This is a genomic window from Rhizobium bangladeshense (assembly GCF_017357245.1).
In the GTDB taxonomy this organism is placed as follows: Bacteria; Pseudomonadota; Alphaproteobacteria; order Rhizobiales; family Rhizobiaceae; genus Rhizobium; species Rhizobium bangladeshense.
In genome coordinates, this window is record NZ_CP071615.1 from 209,240 (window position 1) to 226,233 (window position 16,994).

Sequence of the window (16,994 nt, forward strand, 5' to 3'; positions counted from 1 at the left end):
CATCGATCCTCGGGAAGCTTCTTAAGTGGCGCCAAAATGGGCTCCTTTTGAAGCAATTTGGCAACGACCTGAGGCGGTCGGCGGTCATTGCCGGGATCTATTTGCAACTCAACCGTCACTCACTGTGCCGAGTGCGTTGGCGACCTTTTCAAGCATCCGGCGTGCTGGCGAAGACATTGACGCTGTTTTCAGGTTGCTTTGACTGGTCTGCCTCTCAGAGAGCGCCTTCTCAATTTGAAACTCCGCCACAATCCCGCGCAACTGTTTTGCCTCGATGGTAAGTGCCGTACTTGCAGCCGTGGATTCCTCGGCCATCGCTGCATTTTGCTGCGTAACCTGATCCATTTGATTAACTGTCCGGTTGACCTCAAAAGGGGTTGCGGACTGTTCGTTGGAAGCGGCGGTGACGGCATCAAGCTGTGTGTTGATCAGGACTATCTGTTGAATGATTATCTTGAGCGCATCCCCGGTGTCTCGGACCAGCTTGACGCCACTCCTGACCTCATCAACCGAATTGAGGATAAGATCCTTGATTTCCTTTGCTGCGTGCGCGGAGCGTTGAGCAAGCTCCCGCACCTCCTGGGCAACTACCGCGAAACCTTTTCCTGCCTCGCCGGATCGTGCCGCCTCGACGCCTGCGTTGAGGGCCAGAAGATTGGTCTGAAACGCGATTTCGTCGATGACCCCCCAATACTGGAGATCTGCGAGGATGACCGTTCGATGCGTTGCCTTGCCGCGACAGCGCTTGAGACCACTTCCCCGGAGTGGCGCGCCGACTTGTTTGTCTCGATCGCAAGATGTCGCGCCTCCGCTATGCGCTTAGAGGAACTGGCGACGTGCTGGGTAATCTGATCCAGAGCGGCGGCGGTTTGCTCCAGTGAAGCAGCCTGATGCTCTGTGCGGCGTGACAGGTCTTGCGCGCTCAAACTGATTTCCTGTGCGCCATCATCGATCGACCCGGTCGCGTTCGACACAGCTCTCAAGCTCTCAGCGAGTTGGGCAACAGCAGCATTGAAGTTCGCCCGCAACGGTTCGAAGTCCTCGGCGAACTTGTCGTCGAGGCTGAACACGAGGTTCCCGTCGGCGAGATGCCTTAGGCCCTCTGCAAGCCCGGACGTTGCCTCCGCCATATCCCGCGCTCGCTGACGCTCGGTCTCGGCTAGACGCGCACGTTCAATCTCATTTGCGCCACGATTTATCTCTGCATCCTTTCGGCGATCGCGCGCCCTTAACTCATTGTCCTTGAAGATCTGTACTGCCCGGGCCATCGATCCGATCTCGTCGCGGCGAATCGTTCCCTCAACAGTCGAAGTGAGATCGCCGTCGGCTATGACCTTCATTGTCGTAACCATCTGCTTGATCGGTTTGACCAACCAGGCGCGAATTGCGAGAAAGCCGAAGCACGAGACAGCAAAGAGTGCCACAATAGCTGTTCCCAAACCCAGCACGGACGTGTCACGGACAACGCTTGAAACGTCAGCACGCTTTTGCTCCGCGTCCGAAGCGATTTTTCCGTGACGGATGTGAATCTTGGTGAGATGGCAGCAAAGGCGGGTTGGCAAAGAGTGAGATAGAGTTGCTGCACCATGGCAACCTCGGTTTCACTATTTGCGCCGCGACCACCTGCGATGGCAGCACCACACGTATCGGTCAGGAGGGAGAATCCATCCGCCTTCAACTTCGGCAGTTCGCTCTGTTCAGGAACTGCAGCGATCGCCAGATCCATGAACCTGACGAAGTTTTCTCGTGCGTCATTCAAGCCAGCTTCTGCCCGCGCCCTCGCCTCTTTCGTCCGCGTCATCACCATGTCGCTGATGCTGGCACGCGCTGTATCCAAACTTCGGTTCGACTGGGTCAAGCGAAGTGCTGCAGATGCATCTCTGTCGAGAAGCTCCTGATAGCTGTCGTTAACCTTCAGCATTTGCCGGCTCTGGCAGAACGTCAGGCCGAGTGCCATGATGCCAAAGACGGCCATGATGATAAAGAACTTACCGACAATGGAAACGTGTTTCACAGGCCACTCCTCTAAGGTCGGTGTCACTTGCGGCGTATGGATGTTCAGATTCTGATGGTTTGATGTCTCGAGTTTTAAAAAAATGGCTGCCGCCGACCTCGTAATCGACGACAGCCAAGTTGCCTGGGAGGGCAGGAGGAAGAGTTGAGACCCCAGCTGGCGATAGTTCGTGCACGTTCTGTCAGTCGCGGATCGCAGTCCCGGTTACTGGATCGAACCAGTGCAACTTCCCCAGGTCGACGGTCAATGGCAGCAACTGATTGGGCCGTGGCGTCAGCGCAGGTGGTATACGCGCCACGAGCCGGTTCTTACCCTTATTGAGAAAGTCTTCGGTATCTTCAGCATCGTTGATATTGACCGACGGTGACGCGATGTCGAAGAACACGAAGGTGTCGGCTCCAAGCGCTTCGGCAACCGGGATCTGCTCGTTGAACAACGCCTCGGCCTCGGGACAAACCTTAAACATCTCTGGGCGAATTCCAACAATGACTTGTCGCCCGGCGAAGGCCGACAGTGCCCCCTGGGCTGGGACCGAGAAGGATATTTTCGTTCCAGTTACCGCAGCTTTTAGCGACCCGCCTTCCGCCGTCAGCTCGACCCGAACAAAATTCATGGCAGGCGAGCCGATAAACCCGGCGACGAAGAGGTTGGCCGGCTTATCGTAAAGCATCTGCGGCGTATCGATCTGCTGAAGATTACTCTCCTGTCCATTAAACACCGGCTTCAGCACAGCCACACGATCGCCCATGGTCATAGCCTCGACCTGATCGTGGGTCACATAAAGGGTTGTGACGCCGAGCCGCTGATTAAGGAGCTTCAGTTCGCCGCGCATCTGCACGCGGAGTTTTGCATCCAGGTTGGAAAGAGGCTCATCCATCAGGAACGCCATGGGATGGCGAACGATCGCCCGGCCCATCGCCACGCGTTGGCGCTGACCGCCGGACAATGCCCCGGGCTTGCGCTCTAAATAACGGGTAAGATCAAGCATTTCCGCTGCGTCGCGAACCAGCTTGTCGATCTTGTCCTTGGGCATTTTTCGCTGCTGCAGACCGAAGGCCATGTTGTCGTAAACGGTCATATGGGGGTAAAGCGCGTAGTTCTGAAAAACCATCGCAATATCCCGGTCCTGGGGTTCTGTCTCCGTCACGTCAGCGTTATCCATGAGCAGCCGGCCGCTGTTGAGCGCTTCAAGACCCGCTGCCATCCGCAATAGTGTCGACTTGCCACAACCCGACGGGCCGACCAACACGACGAATTCTCCGTCCGCGACCGAAAAACTTACATTCGCAACGGCAACGGTCCCGTCCGGAAAGGTCTTGCCGATCCCGTCGAAGGTCATGGACGCCATTTTTATGTACTCCCGCATTTTTCAAGCGAGGCAAGCCGCACCGTTTGTGCGGACATGCCCCTCGCCTTTGGTTCCGGCTTTAGCCGATGTTCACAGCCTTGCCGGTCGCGACGGATTCTTCGATCGCCGCCAGGATCTTTGTGTTTGCCAGACCGTCCTGCGCATCTGCCAGCAGCGGAGCGTCTCGCACGACGCTATCGACAAAGCGGGCAATGGATTCCAAGACAAAACCGCCGATCCGTGTCGCGCCGGTTGGTGTTATGCCGATGTAGTCATTGTATTTCAGTCCGCCGTCGACGATCTTGCGCAGGCCGCCATTATGGGTGGGGTCCGCCTGGACCTGGCCCTTTTCACCAACGAACTCGATCTTGAAATCAACAAGCGAAGGATTGTCACGCGACAGGATCCAGCTGTTCTCCATGGTCACGACCGTGCCCTTGGAAAATTCAAGCACCGACACATGGAAGTCTTTCGTATCCACGCCGGCGGCAAATAGGGTACCCGAGCGGGCAACCGAATAAACACGCACGACTTCGTCTGCGAGAATGAAACGTAGGACATCGACGAGGTGGCTGCCCAGGAACCAGAGTGCCGAAGACTTTGCAGCCCAGCTCAGCATTTCGAGCGGAACGAATGTCGTATTCGAAAGACGCGCGGTCCCGTGTTTGGCCAAGCCGATCTGACCGTTTTGGATCATGTCACGAACCTGGGCGAGGATCGGATTCACACGGTTGTGGAAATCAATCATCAGCTTGCCCTTGGATTTTACGGCAGCCGCAGCGATTTCCTCGGCTTCACGCACCGTCGTCGCAAGCGGCTTTTCGCTCAACACGTGTTTATCGGCTTTCAGAGCCGCTAGAATGATCGGCGTGTGGGTAAAGTCAGGCGTTGCGACCGAGATGGCGTCGATCTGATCGCTTGAGATCAGCTTCTGGTAGTCGGTGAAGGCCTGCATTGCGCTGTAGCTTTCCTTCATCTTCAGCGCCCGGCCCTCATCAAGATCGCAGACGCCGACCAGATCGGTCTCCGGCAAGACATTAAAGGTATGGGCATGATTGCCGCCCCAGAGACCGGCGCCGATGACGCCCATTCGCAGTCTATTCATTTCATTACTCCATTCATAAAGGAAAGCTCAGCCCTTCACCGAACCAAAGGTGAGGCCTCGTACGACGTATCGATCGAAAACAAGGAAGATGATCATCGGAGGTATCATCGCGAGCACTGCGGCGGCGGCGATGTAGTTCCAGGTCACTCCGCTCGTTGCGAAATACCCAAGTGTTCCGATCGGAAGGGTGGCGGTCGAGCGTGAGCTCAGCACCAGCGGAAAAGCGGCGTTGTTCCACGCGAACACGAAGGCGAACATCGAGGTAACAATGATGCCGGGACGAACGATCGGCAGCGTGATCCGCAACATGATCGTGTACCAACGGGCGCCGTCCACTCGGGCAGCTTCCTCCAGTTCCACTGGCACCTCATCGATAAAGCTCTTCATCAACCAGACGGAAAACGGGATCGTCAGCGTCTGTAGGACCAGGATCATCGAAAAGTAGGAACCCTGGAGGCCAATGCGCGTGATGAGGATGAAATACGGGATCAGAAACGCGACCGGCGGGGCCATCAACAGCCCGAGATACCACAACATGATGTTCTTCTTGCCGCGGAGCTTGAAACGGGACAATGCGTAGGCAGCAGGAACCGAAAAGGGCAGATTGAGTAGCACAGCACCGATCGCGACGATGAGGCTGTTGACCAGTTGCGGCGCGTTGGTGCCGGGATCGACGAGGATATGCCGGAAAGCATCGAGATTGGGCTCGAAGGCAAGTTGCGGCGGCATGGTGAACGCCGTCTCGGCCGGCCGGATCGCAAGAGCGATGAACCACAGGATCGGACCGACGAAGATTGCCAGGAAGAGGAGGCCGGCGGCGTAGGTGAGTGCCGTGTTGAAGCTCGTGTGGCGACGGGACATTTCACCACTCCTCGTTTCGGAACGCGAAGAAGACGTAGAGGGCAACGATGACGTTGACGATTAGCACGGTGATCCAGGTCATGGCGCTGACTAGGCCTATGTTGAAGTTGACAAGGCCCTGCTCGTACAGCGAGTATCCAAGCGTGCGCGTCGACGTGCCCGGTCCGCCGCGGGTGAGCACAAGTACTGTGTCGAAGGTGTTGAAGATCTGCATGAAGCGCAGCATGACGATGATGATCGCGGTGCGCTTGATCAGCGGCAGCTTGATCCGCATCAGGATCGTCCACGCGGACGCCCGATCCAGTCGTGCGGCCTCCAAAATCTCGTCGGGCACGGCCAGCAGGCTCGCATAGAGGACGATTGCAAAGAACGGCGTCCACTGCCAGATGTCGACGAAGAGGATGGCCGCGAGTGCTGTCGATGGCGAGCCAAGAATTCCCTCTGCGGGAACGGGGAGCCAGAGCGACTGCAACAGCCAGCTCAACAGTCCGCCGCCGGGATCATAGAGGTAGCGGAACAAAAAGCCGACGACGATGGGCGCGATCGTGGTGGGCAGGATCAGCAGGGCCCGCACGATGTTCATGCCGGGCAGCGCCTTGAGCAGGATGAGCGCGATCGCCAGGCCAAACGTGAACTCAAGTGTCGTGCCAAGGATCGACAGGATCAGGGTATTGGTGAGTGCGGCGCGAAAATCGAAGGCGTTAAGCGCCTGCACATAATTTTCGAAGCCAACAAACTGGAGCGGCTCCGGGCCGATTTGCAGATTCCAGAAATAGAAGCTCGATCTGAGAGCAAACAGCAACGGGTAGGCGATCAGAGCGAGCAGCATCACCACCGAAGGCGCAATCAGCAAGTATGGCAGGTTTCGTCGGATAAAGCTCTTCCGGGCAGGCCCGAAGGCTCGCGGAAAGCGAACAGTTGTCGTGTGCATTGCCAGATCCAGTTCTTCTTCAATTGGATGCCGGCGCGATCGCTGTCGCGCCGGCCCGAGGAGAACTCTGTTACTTCTTGGCGATCAGGGCTTTGGCACCGTCAAGAGAATCCGCGTAGCTGTCCTTTTGATAAGGGATCATGAGATTGCCCTTCAGGATGCTCTCGAACAGGCTGTTGGCGCGCTCCAGGCCGGTCTTCGGCTCTTCGGTTCCGGTCAATAGCTGGTTCAATGTCAGGCCCAGCACACTTTCGACAGCCGTGTAACCGGGGACCGGCGGGCGTGTGACCTTGCCGTTGCCCTGCTTCATCATCGCATACTGCACATCGAGGTAGGGATAGATCGCCTTGACTTCCTCGTCTTGATAGAGCGAAACGCGCGCAAAGTCGGAGAACTGGTAGTTGAGGTCCGGCCAAAGAGCCATTTTCTTCTGCGTGGCCTTCGAGGTCGCCCATTTGATGAAGGCGTAGCCTGCCTCTTGCCTTTCGGAACTGGACGGGATGCCAAGACTCCAGCCGCCGAGGCTGACCGTCTGAGGCACGCCCTCAGCTTTCGGTAAGGCTGCGGTTGCATACTTCTCCATGACGTCCGACTTCTTGCCGGTCATGTAGCCGGAATTCTTGATCAGATAGAAGTACGGGGTCCACCAGTAGAACATGCCGATGTCGCCCTTGGCGAAACGGGTGCCGGCGTCGAACCAGACATAATTGATGGCTTCAGGCGGAGACAACTTGTAGAGCTGCCTGTAGACTTCGACAGACTTGATCCATGCGGGGCTTGTCAACTGCGGGGAGAAATCCCACGGAGCGGCCGGGAATGATTTGAACCAGTTCGCGCCGTGGCTTGCTGAGACCTGCGTAAACATGTGGACGATCGGCGACGGTTGAGAGCCGCAAACGACGGTTGGAAAGAGCGGTTTGCCGCCAAATGATTTGCCTTCCATCAACTTCAGGGTGTCAACGTATTTCGTCCAGGTCCAGTCTTCCGACGTCTCGGTCGGCGGCGCTGCAATGCCGAGTTCGTCAAAGACGTCCTTGCGGTACATAACCCCCTGAGCATAGGCTGCGACCGGCAATGTGCCGATCTGGCCGCGCCAGATGTTCGAGGAATAAAGGACCTCCGGAATGAAGTCTGTGAGATCGAATTCGTTGTCCTTGGCAATAAAATCATTCAGCGAGATGATCCAGCCGTTGTCGAGATATTGCCCGAGCCACATCTGGTCGACGACGATGACATCGGCGTCGGAGGTCTTGGCGACAAAGGCAGAGACGAGGCGCGATTGAAGGGCGTCATAGGAGAGACTCTCCAGTTCGACTTTGATGCCGGTTTCCTTCTCGTATTCTGGCACCAGCGCCTTCATTGAGAAAAAGAATGGGTCTTCAACCGACAGGACGCGAACCGTGTTCGCATCCTGTGCCGCCCCTCGCCGTGGCACGGCCAATGATCCCGCGCCAGCCACAAGAGCTGCGACGGAAGCGCTTTTCAGCAGGTCACGTCGCGACATATTTCCGATATCGATTGTCATAAACAGCCTCCTCAGTTGCTTCGTATCCCAACCCCGGCCCTTCAGCGCAGCCCCGGGCTTCCGCTTGTCGATACTGAGATTGTTACCCCTAATGTGCTTTTTGTAAGCAGTTAGTTTGTACCTCGCACAAACTTATGTTAGTGTCAAGAAGTTGTCGCGGCTAAAATTTCCGCGCTGTACCGCGGTTATCATCGACGTCCTGCTTGCATCACCGGAAAGGGCCTTGTGCTGTATGGCCGTTCGATAATGTAAGGGCTAAAAGGATCCGGTAGATTGGAGAAGAGAATTGAAGTTTGAGAGCCAGCCGTCCTATTCGTTGGGCCGGCGCACCCCTGCAAGCAGAGAAGTCGCCGCCGGCGAGAACGGCGGCAACGTGACACTTGTCTCCCAATCGGCACTTGGCGCGATAAACCGCGGTCGCGTCCTTCAAGCCTTATATGATAACGGACCCAAAAGCCGGGCAGATCTCGCTCGACTTGCAGGTGTCAACCGGACCACGATAACCGGTATTGTGCAGCCGATGATCGAAGACCAGCTTCTTGTTGAGGGAGATGCGTCGCCTTCCGACGTCAAAGGCGGCAAGCCGGCTCGTCCGCTTTATTTTAACCCCGATGCACCGATGCTTGGCGCTGTCCTCCTTCTGCCCGGCACGATACAATCATGCCTCGTGGCCTTAACCGGCGAGATCAAGGCCGTTACGAAAGCTGAGTTTGATCCGCATGGCGACACAGAAGCATTCATCGCTGTCATGACGAAGACGCTTACTGCCACACTGTCTCAGGCCCAGCGGGCACCGTTTGGCATTGGCGTGGCTTCTGCTGGAATGATCGACAGTGACAAAGGAACAATTCTTACCGTCAACCTTGCTCCCGTTCTAACGGGACTACCTCTTGTAGCGATACTACAAGAACGCTTCTCTCTTCCCGTTGTTATCGATCATCACCCTCGTGCTTTGCTTGTTGGGGACAGATGGTTCGGGCCCGGCCGCGGCCAACAAAATTTTGCAGCGGTCTATACCGGCGAGGTGCTCGGCGGCGCCTTCTTCATCGACGGCAAGGTCTATCGTGGACTCGCCGGATCCGGCGGTGAGCTCGGGCACAGCGTGGTTCAGATCGACGGTGCCCTTTGCAATTGTGGAAAGCACGGTTGCTGGGAGACGGTAGCTGCCCTTCCGTGGCTACGAAAAGAAGCCGCCCGAATGGGCTTGCCACATCCCCGAAGCGTCACCTGTGCCAGACTTGTCAAGGAAACAGACGAAGGCTCGAATGCGGCAGAGGAACTTCTCGACCGTTATACACGGAACGTGGCTTTCGGCATCGTCAACCTGCAGCAAACACTGTCCCTCAACTCCTACGTCCTTCATGGAGACGTCGCCGGAGGCGGAATGAAGGCTGCAGAGCTGATCAGGCAGCATGTCGAACAGTTGGTGGTGAAGAGACCTGGTCAGGAGATATCGATCACGGTGAATGGTATCGGCGAAGGCCATACGGCTCTGCGGGGCGCCGCGGGTCTGGTTTTATCCAGCCACCTCAAGCTGGTCATTTGAGGCCTTATAGCGGTACCGATATGCAACGAAGGGGCTTGCGGACCTGTTGTGTCGGTTCGCGCCGAGCAAGGCCTGCCCAGTAGGCTTCTTAAAGAGACCCAGGCGCGCCGTCGAATTATCTAGGGTCGGGATTTTGGCTTGCGACCGTTAAGGTAGGGACTGCCATCGTCTGCGACGGCGGCTGAAAAGAGAGAGGCAAAGAACGGTATGCAGGCGGCCCCGATCGCGCCGGCGCGAGGGCCAAGTCGGGAGGCCTCGACTGCAGCGACCTCCAAGCCGCGCGACGGACCAATGATTGACTGACTGGAAATTGCACCTACCAGCTTGTCTGTTACGAGTGCTGGCAGCCGTCCCCCAAGGACAATCAGCGCGGGGTCGAACATCGCCGTTGCAACACGTACCGTCTCGCTGAGCTGCTTTCCGGCGCGTTCTATCCAGGCTCCTAAAGCCACTTCGGCGCTGTCTGGCAACCGCTCGAGATCGATGAAGTCGTGGATGGCGAAGCCGGTACTGTTGAGGGCGGCAAAAAGATCTTGGCCGGATGGGCGCGGCTGGTCGTACGGGTATAGAACTCCGGGCAGGCAGGCGTTTCCATTGATGCCGCGGTACGGTCGCCCGTCGATAACCGCGCCTCCCCCGACGCCGTGTCCGATGTGAATGAAGAACATTGGATCAGGCTGCGGGATGCGTCCGCCGAACACATATTCTCCGAGCGCTGCAGCTGTTCCATCATTCTCGATGTAATAGGGCGCCTCGAAAGTCGCTTTAAAAGCTTGGTCCGCCTCACCATCATCGAAAGCCGGGAAGAAGCTATGGGCCTTGAGGATATTCGACATCGTGCCGAAATTGCCGGGCACCGAGCAGCCGATCCCGAGAAGGCGATCCCTTGGGGTGCCAAGGTCGTCCAGCATCGCTGCAATAGCCTCCTGCGCCGCCTCTGCCACAGACAAAGCCGCGCTGGTTTCGATGTCGGCTGAGCGGGAGGTAAGAATCCTACCCGCTAGATCAACAATTGCTACCTCCATTCGGGAGACCGAGAATGTTATTCCTGCGGAAAGATACCGGTCAGCCCGCAAGCTCAGCAAGCGCCGAGGCTGGCCTTGGGCGCCGGTCCGCTCGACCACCTCGATCAGAAGTCCGATCTCAATTAAGCGACCTATCAGCCGAGTTACAGAAGCACCCGTCATGCCGGACCGTTCGGCCAGGTCGACGCGCGCAATCTTCTTGCCCACGAAAATCAGTTCGACCAGTCGTCGTTCGTTCCGTGAAAGGTCCATTGGTTCCAAGAGTGCCTCAAATCATTAGCAGCAGAAGAGCTATTGCAATATATATTAAATTACGCAATGTAATTAAACTGTCACGAAGCTCCATTAAGAAAGCGCCAACCAGGGATGACTGGCCAAACTGAAACGAGAGGAACACCATGCATCAGATCAAACGTTTATTGACCCTGGCAGCCGTGCTGATCGCGGTCACCTCTCCGGTCTTGGCCCATAGTCTTGTCGTTTATTCCCCTCAGGGAGAAGAGAACGTTCAGTGGATAATCGACCAGGCTAAAGCCGCCGGTCACGATGTGCAGTTTCTGCGCGCACCCGGAGGAGAACTTTTTGATCGGCTGGTCGCCGAGAAGAACAACCCCCAGGCCGATGTCGTACTGGGTATGGTCGACACGTCTATGGCTTTGCTCAAAAAGAACGGCCTGTTCCAGCCATACATACCAGCCTGGGCGGCGGACCTCCCTGCGCAATACAAGGACAAGGAAGGCATTGTCTACAAATTCTGGAGCACACCGGTTGTCATCGCCTTTGATCCCGACAAGCTTGCCGCTGAGCGGGCGCCGAAAAGCTGGCTGGACCTGACAAGGGGCGAATACAAAGGCAAATACGTCATCGGCAACACCGCCTGGCAGACGACAAGGGTCTATCTGGCCGGCATCTTGGCCCGATTCCTCGACGACAAGGGCGAAGTCACTCAGGCTGGATGGGATTTTCTTGGCGCATTCTATGCGAACGCCATCGTTGTCGATGACGCCGATGCGCGCAAGGAAGCCTTCAAATCGGGCGGTGCGATCATCAATCTGAACTGGTTCGGCGGCGCCATCAAGGACGCCAAGGAGCTCGGCATGCAAGTCAAGGTCATTGACCCGGAAGGTGGCACGCCGGTCATCTCCGAAGGCGTGGCGATCATGGCGGGAACCGATCAGTTGGAGCAGGCAAAGGCATTCGTCGACTGGTTCGGCTCTGCCGATGTCATGGCCAGCTACGCCAAAAAGTTCGGTCAGGTTCCGGTGCTGCCGGCGGCGCTGGCTAAATCACCGCCAGAGGTGCAGGCGAATGCGGAAGTAGTCAAGGCGCAGCCGATCGACTGGGATGCGATCGCGCCCAAACTGGACGGCTGGTTGCAGAAGATCGAGCTTGAAATCCGGTGAGAATGTAGGGCCGGGCGACGCAGATCGCCAGGCTTCTCAGGAGTATTATTATGCCGACCCCGATCCTCATCATCGATAAACTGCATATTGGCTACGGCGACAAGGTGGTCATCCGCGACCTCTCGCTTGAGATTCACGAAGGCGAGTTCGTTGCTCTGCTCGGGGCTTCCGGCAGCGGCAAATCCAGCGTTCTAAGGACCCTGGCCGGCTTTCATCCGGTCATGAGCGGTCGGATTATCCTTGAAGGAAAAGATATTACCATCGCTCCTCCGGAGCGGCGCAATGTCGGCATGGTATTCCAAAACTATGCGCTGTTTCCAACGATGACGGCTTTCGAGAATATCGCCTTTGCTTTGCGTGTGGCGAAAATGCCGCAGAGCGAGATTGGCAAGCGTGTCGCCCAGATCGCCGAAACATCCGGGATTACGGAGCAACTGCACAAGAAGCCATCGACCATGTCAGGCGGGCAACAACAGCGGGTCGCGATTGCGCGCGCGCTCGTCGCGGGCTCCAAGATGCTTTTGTTCGACGAACCATTGTCCAATCTCGACGCCAAGGTGCGAGTGACGATGCGCCGCGAGATCAAGAGGCTCCAGCAGGAATTTGGCTTCACGGCAGTCTTTGTCACGCATGATCAGGAAGATGCACTCACGATGTCCGACACGATCGTCGTGCTGGCGAACGGTGGCGTTGAACAGATCGGTGACGGACGTACTCTTTATCGGAAGCCCGCGACGCCGTTCATCTGCGAGTTTATCGGCACCGCCAACGAACTGCTCGCACCGGTTGTCGCGCAAATTCTAGGCCCCGACGTTCGGGGGCGCATCTTTGTCCGCCACGAAGATGTGTGTGTCGGGAAAGCGGTAGAAGCCGGGTTGCCGGCGACCGTCCGCCATGTGGAATTTCTTGGCGCGCACAGCCGCATCGACCTGGATGCCGGCGGGCATTTCATTTCGGCCGCCAGGATGGGGCACGAGTTACCCGAAATCGGTGAGACCGTGTCCTGGACGATCCGGCCGGGCTCGGTGCATATCTTCGCGGAAGCGGACAGATGAACCGCGCGGCTGCCGTCGAGCGCGTAGTCTATTGGATCGGGTTGGCGGCCCTGATCTGGATCGTCGTCACCTTCCTGATACTGCCGCTGGTCGCGTCACTTCATGCGGCATTTTTCAAGGACGGCAGCCTGGTGGTCGGCCAGATCGTAAGCGAACTTTCAAGATCACGAAGAGTGCGCGCTGCGCTTTGGAACACGGTCTGGATGACGTCAGCTACCATGGTCACGGTGACCATTGTCGGGATTTTCCAGGTGGTCGTCCTTGAATATTTTCACGTACGCGGTCGCGCACTCTTGAAAATTGCCTATGCAACGCCGCTGGTCTTCGGCGGTGTCGTTGCGGCGGCGGGCTACAACTTCACCTATGGTCCTGGAGGTGCGGTAACACATTTGGTGAAGGCGATCATTCCAGGCCTGCCGCAAGACTGGTTCACCGGCTGGTTCGGCGTGCTCTTCACGCATACCTTTCTGATGACCAGCTTTTACTATCTTTTTCTGCGTGCCGCGATGCGCCGCGTCGACTACGCAACCATCGAAGCCGCGCGCAGTATGGGTGCCTCGGAATATACGATCCTGTGGCGTGTGGTACTGCCCGCAATCATGCCAACGCTCCTCGCTGTCATCCTTCTCACCCTTTACACTGCGATCAGCTCTTTCGCCGCCCCTCAGGTGCTGGGCGGTCGCGATTTCCATATGCTGAGCCAGATGGTGCTCACTCTGAACAGCCTGCGCCGTCCCGACATGGCCGCCTTACTGGCGCTTATGATGGGACTGTGTCTCATGGTGCTTATCCTGCTGTCTCAATATTACGAAGCGCGCGGCTCCCATGTCGGCGGCGCAAAAGCGACTGCGCCCATCCAGTTACGCAAAATTTGCAGCCCGATCGGCAATGCGTTGCTACATTTTTTTGCCTATCTTCTCGTGGCTATTTATGCGGTGCCGATCGCTCTTGTCGTACTCTTCTCCTTCGCCCCGGCCGCGAGCATCGGCATCGAAGTGATCCCATCCAGCCTGACACTGAAGAACTATGCCCGCGTCTTTACCGAAGGCACCGCCTTTCTTCCGTTCTTCAACTCCATAGTGATGAGCCTTGTCGCGGTATCGGCGGCGCTCGTCGTTACACTGTTTGCCGTCCCGGTTATTCTTGGCCGGCGCAGTTGGCTAACGCGCCTTCTGGACATCACTTTCTTCCTGCCATGGGTAGTTCCTAGTATTCTGCTCGCTGTCGGGCTGATCGTCACCTTCGATACGCCAAACCCACTCGTTGGAAACGCAGTTCTCCTCGGCGGCTACTGGCTCCTGCCGATTGGCTATGCCATCGTCGCCTTGCCCATTATGGTGAGGTTTCTGCGGGCAGCCTTCGTAGGAATCGATCCGGCCTATAACGAGGCGGCCCGCTCGATGGGCGCCACTGGTCTCTATCGCTATCGCCGCATCATTCTGCCGATAGTGACGCCGACTGGAATCCTCGTCGCCGGGATGGTCTTCAACGATCTCCTGTCGGAATACCCCCTGTCGGCGTTTTTATACAACGTCAACAATAAACCGCTGCCGATTGCAATCGTAGACAGCTCGCTGTCTGTCGATCCTGAACAGGCCGCGCTCAACCTTGTCTATGTCACTCTGATCATGGCGTTTTCAATGGCGATCATTCTGTTGGCCGAGCGCATAGGCCTTGGCAAAGGTCCAGAAACCACAACATTGTAGAACCGGAGACTGATCCATTGGAGACCTGCATTACCGTCTGGCATTGGCCGCACCAGGAGCGTTGGTACGACGAAGGCATTCGCAACTCGCTCACCCTCATCAAGGAAGCTGGCTTCACACACGTCAACTGGAATCCCGACTCCGGCAGTTCGTACTGGCTGGCCGACGCCGAGATTGAGTTTACAAGCAGGATCGTGGCCGATGCTGGGCTGAAAGTGCACTCCGTTCATGGCAGCAACGGCCGCAATCCTATCACCGAGATCGGCCACAAAAACCCTGGGCCTTTCGCGATGGAGACGCGCAAGGACTTCCTGTCGCCGCATGAATGGCAGCGCCGCAGCGGAGTCGAACTGTTGCGTAACCGTGTCGACCTGGCGGCCGCGTTCCAGTCCCCAAATATTGTTTTGCACATCGATATCAACGACAACGTCTTCGGCAGCGAAGCCGCCGAACGAGCGTTCTTCGACCCCCTTTACCAGTCTCTCGACGAGATTAGGTCCTACTGCGTCGAAAAAGGCGTCCAGATTGCCGCGGAAACTCTCCTTTGCGCCAACGCCCAGAATTTCCTCAACCTCTATGATCGATTGTTCGCTCGATACGGCAAGGAGTTCATCGGCGTCTGCTTCGATAGTGGCCACTGGGAACTGATCGAGCCAGGCAAGCTCAGCGTGCTTGAGCGTTTCGCGGATCGCCTCATCGCTACTCACATTCACGACAATTTCGGAGCAATTGATAACCATCTCTTGCCATTCGACGGACGATTAGATTGGCACACGATCGCCTCGGCGATCGCTGCAACTCCTTATCAGACTCCGCTCAACTTCGAGACACCAATGGATCGATATGGGATTCCAGAATCCGCCTTCTATCGCCGCGCTCATAGTGTTGCTGTTAGGCTCGAGGAGATGGTCGCCGAGGCGCGCGCGAGGCAAAGCGCATGATGGCGAATACGCCTACCCTCGACGTTTCTCGGTAGCAGCGTTGACGCCTGAACAGTTCCGGGCCCGGATGGATGGACAGTCTAGACCAAAGAATCTGTCGCTTCGTCGGTGTCGTCGATCAATAGGCAGAGATCCTCGCCGCGACTGCTGGCTAGCGACGTTTCAGGCCCTTGCCTCGAGAGCCGTCTGCTGCGGCGGGAGTTTCTTCAACATGTCCCACTGAATCATAAACCCCCAGCCAAGGCCAGGGGTTTTGTCAGCACTCGGACTGCGGGGAATTTCCCGCCGCTTCGATGTTATCTTGGATAAGCCGGCTTACGCCATGGCCTTCTGCAGGTTCTGGTCGATCTTGTCGAGGAAGGCAGTGGTCGAGAGCCACGGCTGGTCGTGGCCGATCAGCCGCGCCAGGTCCTTGGTCATGAAGCCGGATTCGACGGTGTCGACGCAGACCTTTTCCAGAGTGGTGGCGAATTTGGCGAGCTCGGCATTGTCGTCGAGCTTGGCGCGGTGGGCGAGGCCACGGGTCCAGGCGAAGATAGAGGCGATCGAGTTCGTCGAGGTTTCCTGGCCCTTCTGATGCTGACGGTAGTGGCGGGTGACCGTGCCGTGGGCGGCTTCGGCTTCGACCGTCTTGCCGTCGGGCGTGAGCAAAACCGAGGTCATCAGGCCGAGCGAGCCGAAGCCCTGGGCAACGGTATCGGACTGGACGTCGCCGTCATAGTTCTTGCAGGCCCAGACGTAGCCGCCAGACCACTTGAGCGCCGAGGCGACCATGTCGTCGATCAGACGGTGTTCGTAGGTGATGTTTGCTTCCTTGAACTGATCCTTGAATTCGGTCTCGTAGACTTCCTCGAAGATGTCCTTGAAGCGGCCGTCATAGGCCTTGAGGATGGTGTTTTTGGTCGACAGGTAGACCGGCCACTTGCGCATCAGGCCATACATCATCGAGGCGCGGGCAAATTCGCGGATCGATTCATCGAGGTTGTACATCGCCATGGCAACGCCGGCGCCCGGTGCGTTGAAGACTTCCTTCTCGATGACGGTGCCGTCTTCGCCGACGAACTTGATCGTCAGCTTGCCCTTGCCGGGGAACTTGAAATCGGTGGCGCGGTATTGGTCGCCGAAGGCGTGGCGGCCGACGACGATCGGCTTGGTCCAGCCGGGAACGAGGCGCGGCACGTTCTTGCAGATGATCGGCTCGCGGAAGATGACGCCGCCGAGGATGTTGCGGATCGTGCCGTTCGGGCTCTTCCACATTTCCTTGAGGTTGAATTCCTTGACGCGGGCTTCATCCGGCGTGATCGTCGCGCACTTGATGCCGACGCCGTACTTCTTGATGGCGTTGGCGGCGTCGACAGTGACCTGGTCGTTGGTGGCGTCGCGGTTTTCGACCGAGAGGTCGAAATAGTCGATGTCGAGGTCAAGATACGGATGGATCAGCTTATCCTTGATGAGCTGCCAGATGATGCGCGTCATTTCATCGCCGTCGAGATCGGCGACGGGATTGGCGACCTTGATCTTGTTCATGTATCTG

The 16,994-nt window shown here is 57.2% G+C and carries 12 protein-coding genes and 1 pseudogene; 5 read left to right on the forward strand and 8 right to left on the reverse strand.

The window, feature by feature from the left end; translation table 11 throughout:
- Positions 1–108: 108 nt before the first annotated feature.
- The 6 genes and pseudogenes from J2J98_RS26940 to J2J98_RS26965 all read right to left on the reverse strand — a co-directional run bounded on the left by J2J98_RS26940 (position 109) and on the right by J2J98_RS26965 (position 7,784).
- A pseudogene (locus tag J2J98_RS26940) lies at positions 109–2,014 on the reverse strand (methyl-accepting chemotaxis protein).
- A gap of 181 nt (positions 2,015–2,195) precedes the next feature.
- Positions 2,196–3,362, reverse strand: a complete 1,167-nt coding sequence (locus tag J2J98_RS26945; RefSeq protein ID WP_207603798.1) for an ABC transporter ATP-binding protein — start codon at positions 3,360–3,362, stop codon at positions 2,196–2,198.
- Between the two features lie 79 nt (positions 3,363–3,441).
- On the reverse strand, positions 3,442–4,467 hold the full coding sequence (locus J2J98_RS26950) for a Gfo/Idh/MocA family protein (RefSeq protein WP_207603799.1): 1,026 nt from the start codon (positions 4,465–4,467) through the stop codon (positions 3,442–3,444).
- Positions 4,468–4,494: 27 nt separating this feature from the next.
- The gene (locus tag J2J98_RS26955) at positions 4,495–5,328 is read right to left on the reverse strand and encodes a carbohydrate ABC transporter permease (protein ID WP_207603800.1); all 834 of its coding nucleotides are present in this window, start codon (positions 5,326–5,328) and stop codon (positions 4,495–4,497) included.
- A gap of 1 nt (position 5,329) precedes the next feature.
- Entirely contained in the window at positions 5,330–6,259 is a 930-nt protein-coding gene (locus J2J98_RS26960) for a carbohydrate ABC transporter permease (RefSeq protein WP_207603801.1), read from the reverse strand.
- 70 nt (positions 6,260–6,329) lie between these two features.
- Positions 6,330–7,784 carry an ABC transporter substrate-binding protein gene (locus tag J2J98_RS26965; RefSeq protein ID WP_207603802.1) on the reverse strand — a complete coding sequence of 485 codons (1,455 nt, stop codon included), beginning with the start codon at positions 7,782–7,784 and terminating at the stop codon, positions 6,330–6,332.
- A gap of 286 nt (positions 7,785–8,070) precedes the next feature.
- Between J2J98_RS26965 and J2J98_RS26970 the strand changes: the two genes are divergently transcribed.
- A complete protein-coding gene (locus tag J2J98_RS26970; protein WP_207603803.1) occupies positions 8,071–9,330 on the forward strand; it encodes an ROK family transcriptional regulator in 1,260 nt (419 codons plus the stop codon).
- Between the two features lie 119 nt (positions 9,331–9,449).
- Here the strand turns inward: J2J98_RS26970 and J2J98_RS26975 are convergent, their stop codons facing one another.
- Positions 9,450–10,607 (reverse strand): ROK family transcriptional regulator, encoded by a 1,158-nt coding sequence (locus tag J2J98_RS26975; protein WP_207603804.1) that lies wholly within the window; start codon positions 10,605–10,607, stop codon positions 9,450–9,452.
- Positions 10,608–10,753: 146 nt separating this feature from the next.
- Here J2J98_RS26975 and J2J98_RS26980 point away from each other — a divergent pair, with 146 nt between their 5' ends.
- The 4 genes from J2J98_RS26980 to J2J98_RS26995 are packed head-to-tail and all read left to right on the forward strand — an operon-like array spanning position 10,754 to position 15,460.
- A complete protein-coding gene (locus tag J2J98_RS26980) occupies positions 10,754–11,758 on the forward strand; it encodes an extracellular solute-binding protein (RefSeq protein WP_207603805.1) in 1,005 nt (334 codons plus the stop codon).
- A gap of 50 nt (positions 11,759–11,808) precedes the next feature.
- Positions 11,809–12,813, forward strand: coding sequence for an ABC transporter ATP-binding protein (locus J2J98_RS26985; protein WP_207603806.1), 1,005 nt, complete (start codon positions 11,809–11,811; stop codon positions 12,811–12,813).
- A complete protein-coding gene (locus J2J98_RS26990; protein ID WP_207603807.1) occupies positions 12,810–14,519 on the forward strand; it encodes an ABC transporter permease in 1,710 nt (569 codons plus the stop codon). The genes J2J98_RS26985 and J2J98_RS26990 overlap by 4 nt, the downstream gene beginning before the upstream one ends.
- 17 nt (positions 14,520–14,536) lie before the next feature.
- Entirely contained in the window at positions 14,537–15,460 is a 924-nt protein-coding gene (locus tag J2J98_RS26995; RefSeq protein WP_207603808.1) for a sugar phosphate isomerase/epimerase family protein, read from the forward strand.
- A gap of 315 nt (positions 15,461–15,775) precedes the next feature.
- Here the strand turns inward: J2J98_RS26995 and J2J98_RS27000 are convergent, their stop codons facing one another.
- A complete protein-coding gene (locus J2J98_RS27000; protein WP_207603809.1) occupies positions 15,776–16,987 on the reverse strand; it encodes an NADP-dependent isocitrate dehydrogenase in 1,212 nt (403 codons plus the stop codon).
- Between the last annotated feature and the right edge of the window lie 7 nt (positions 16,988–16,994).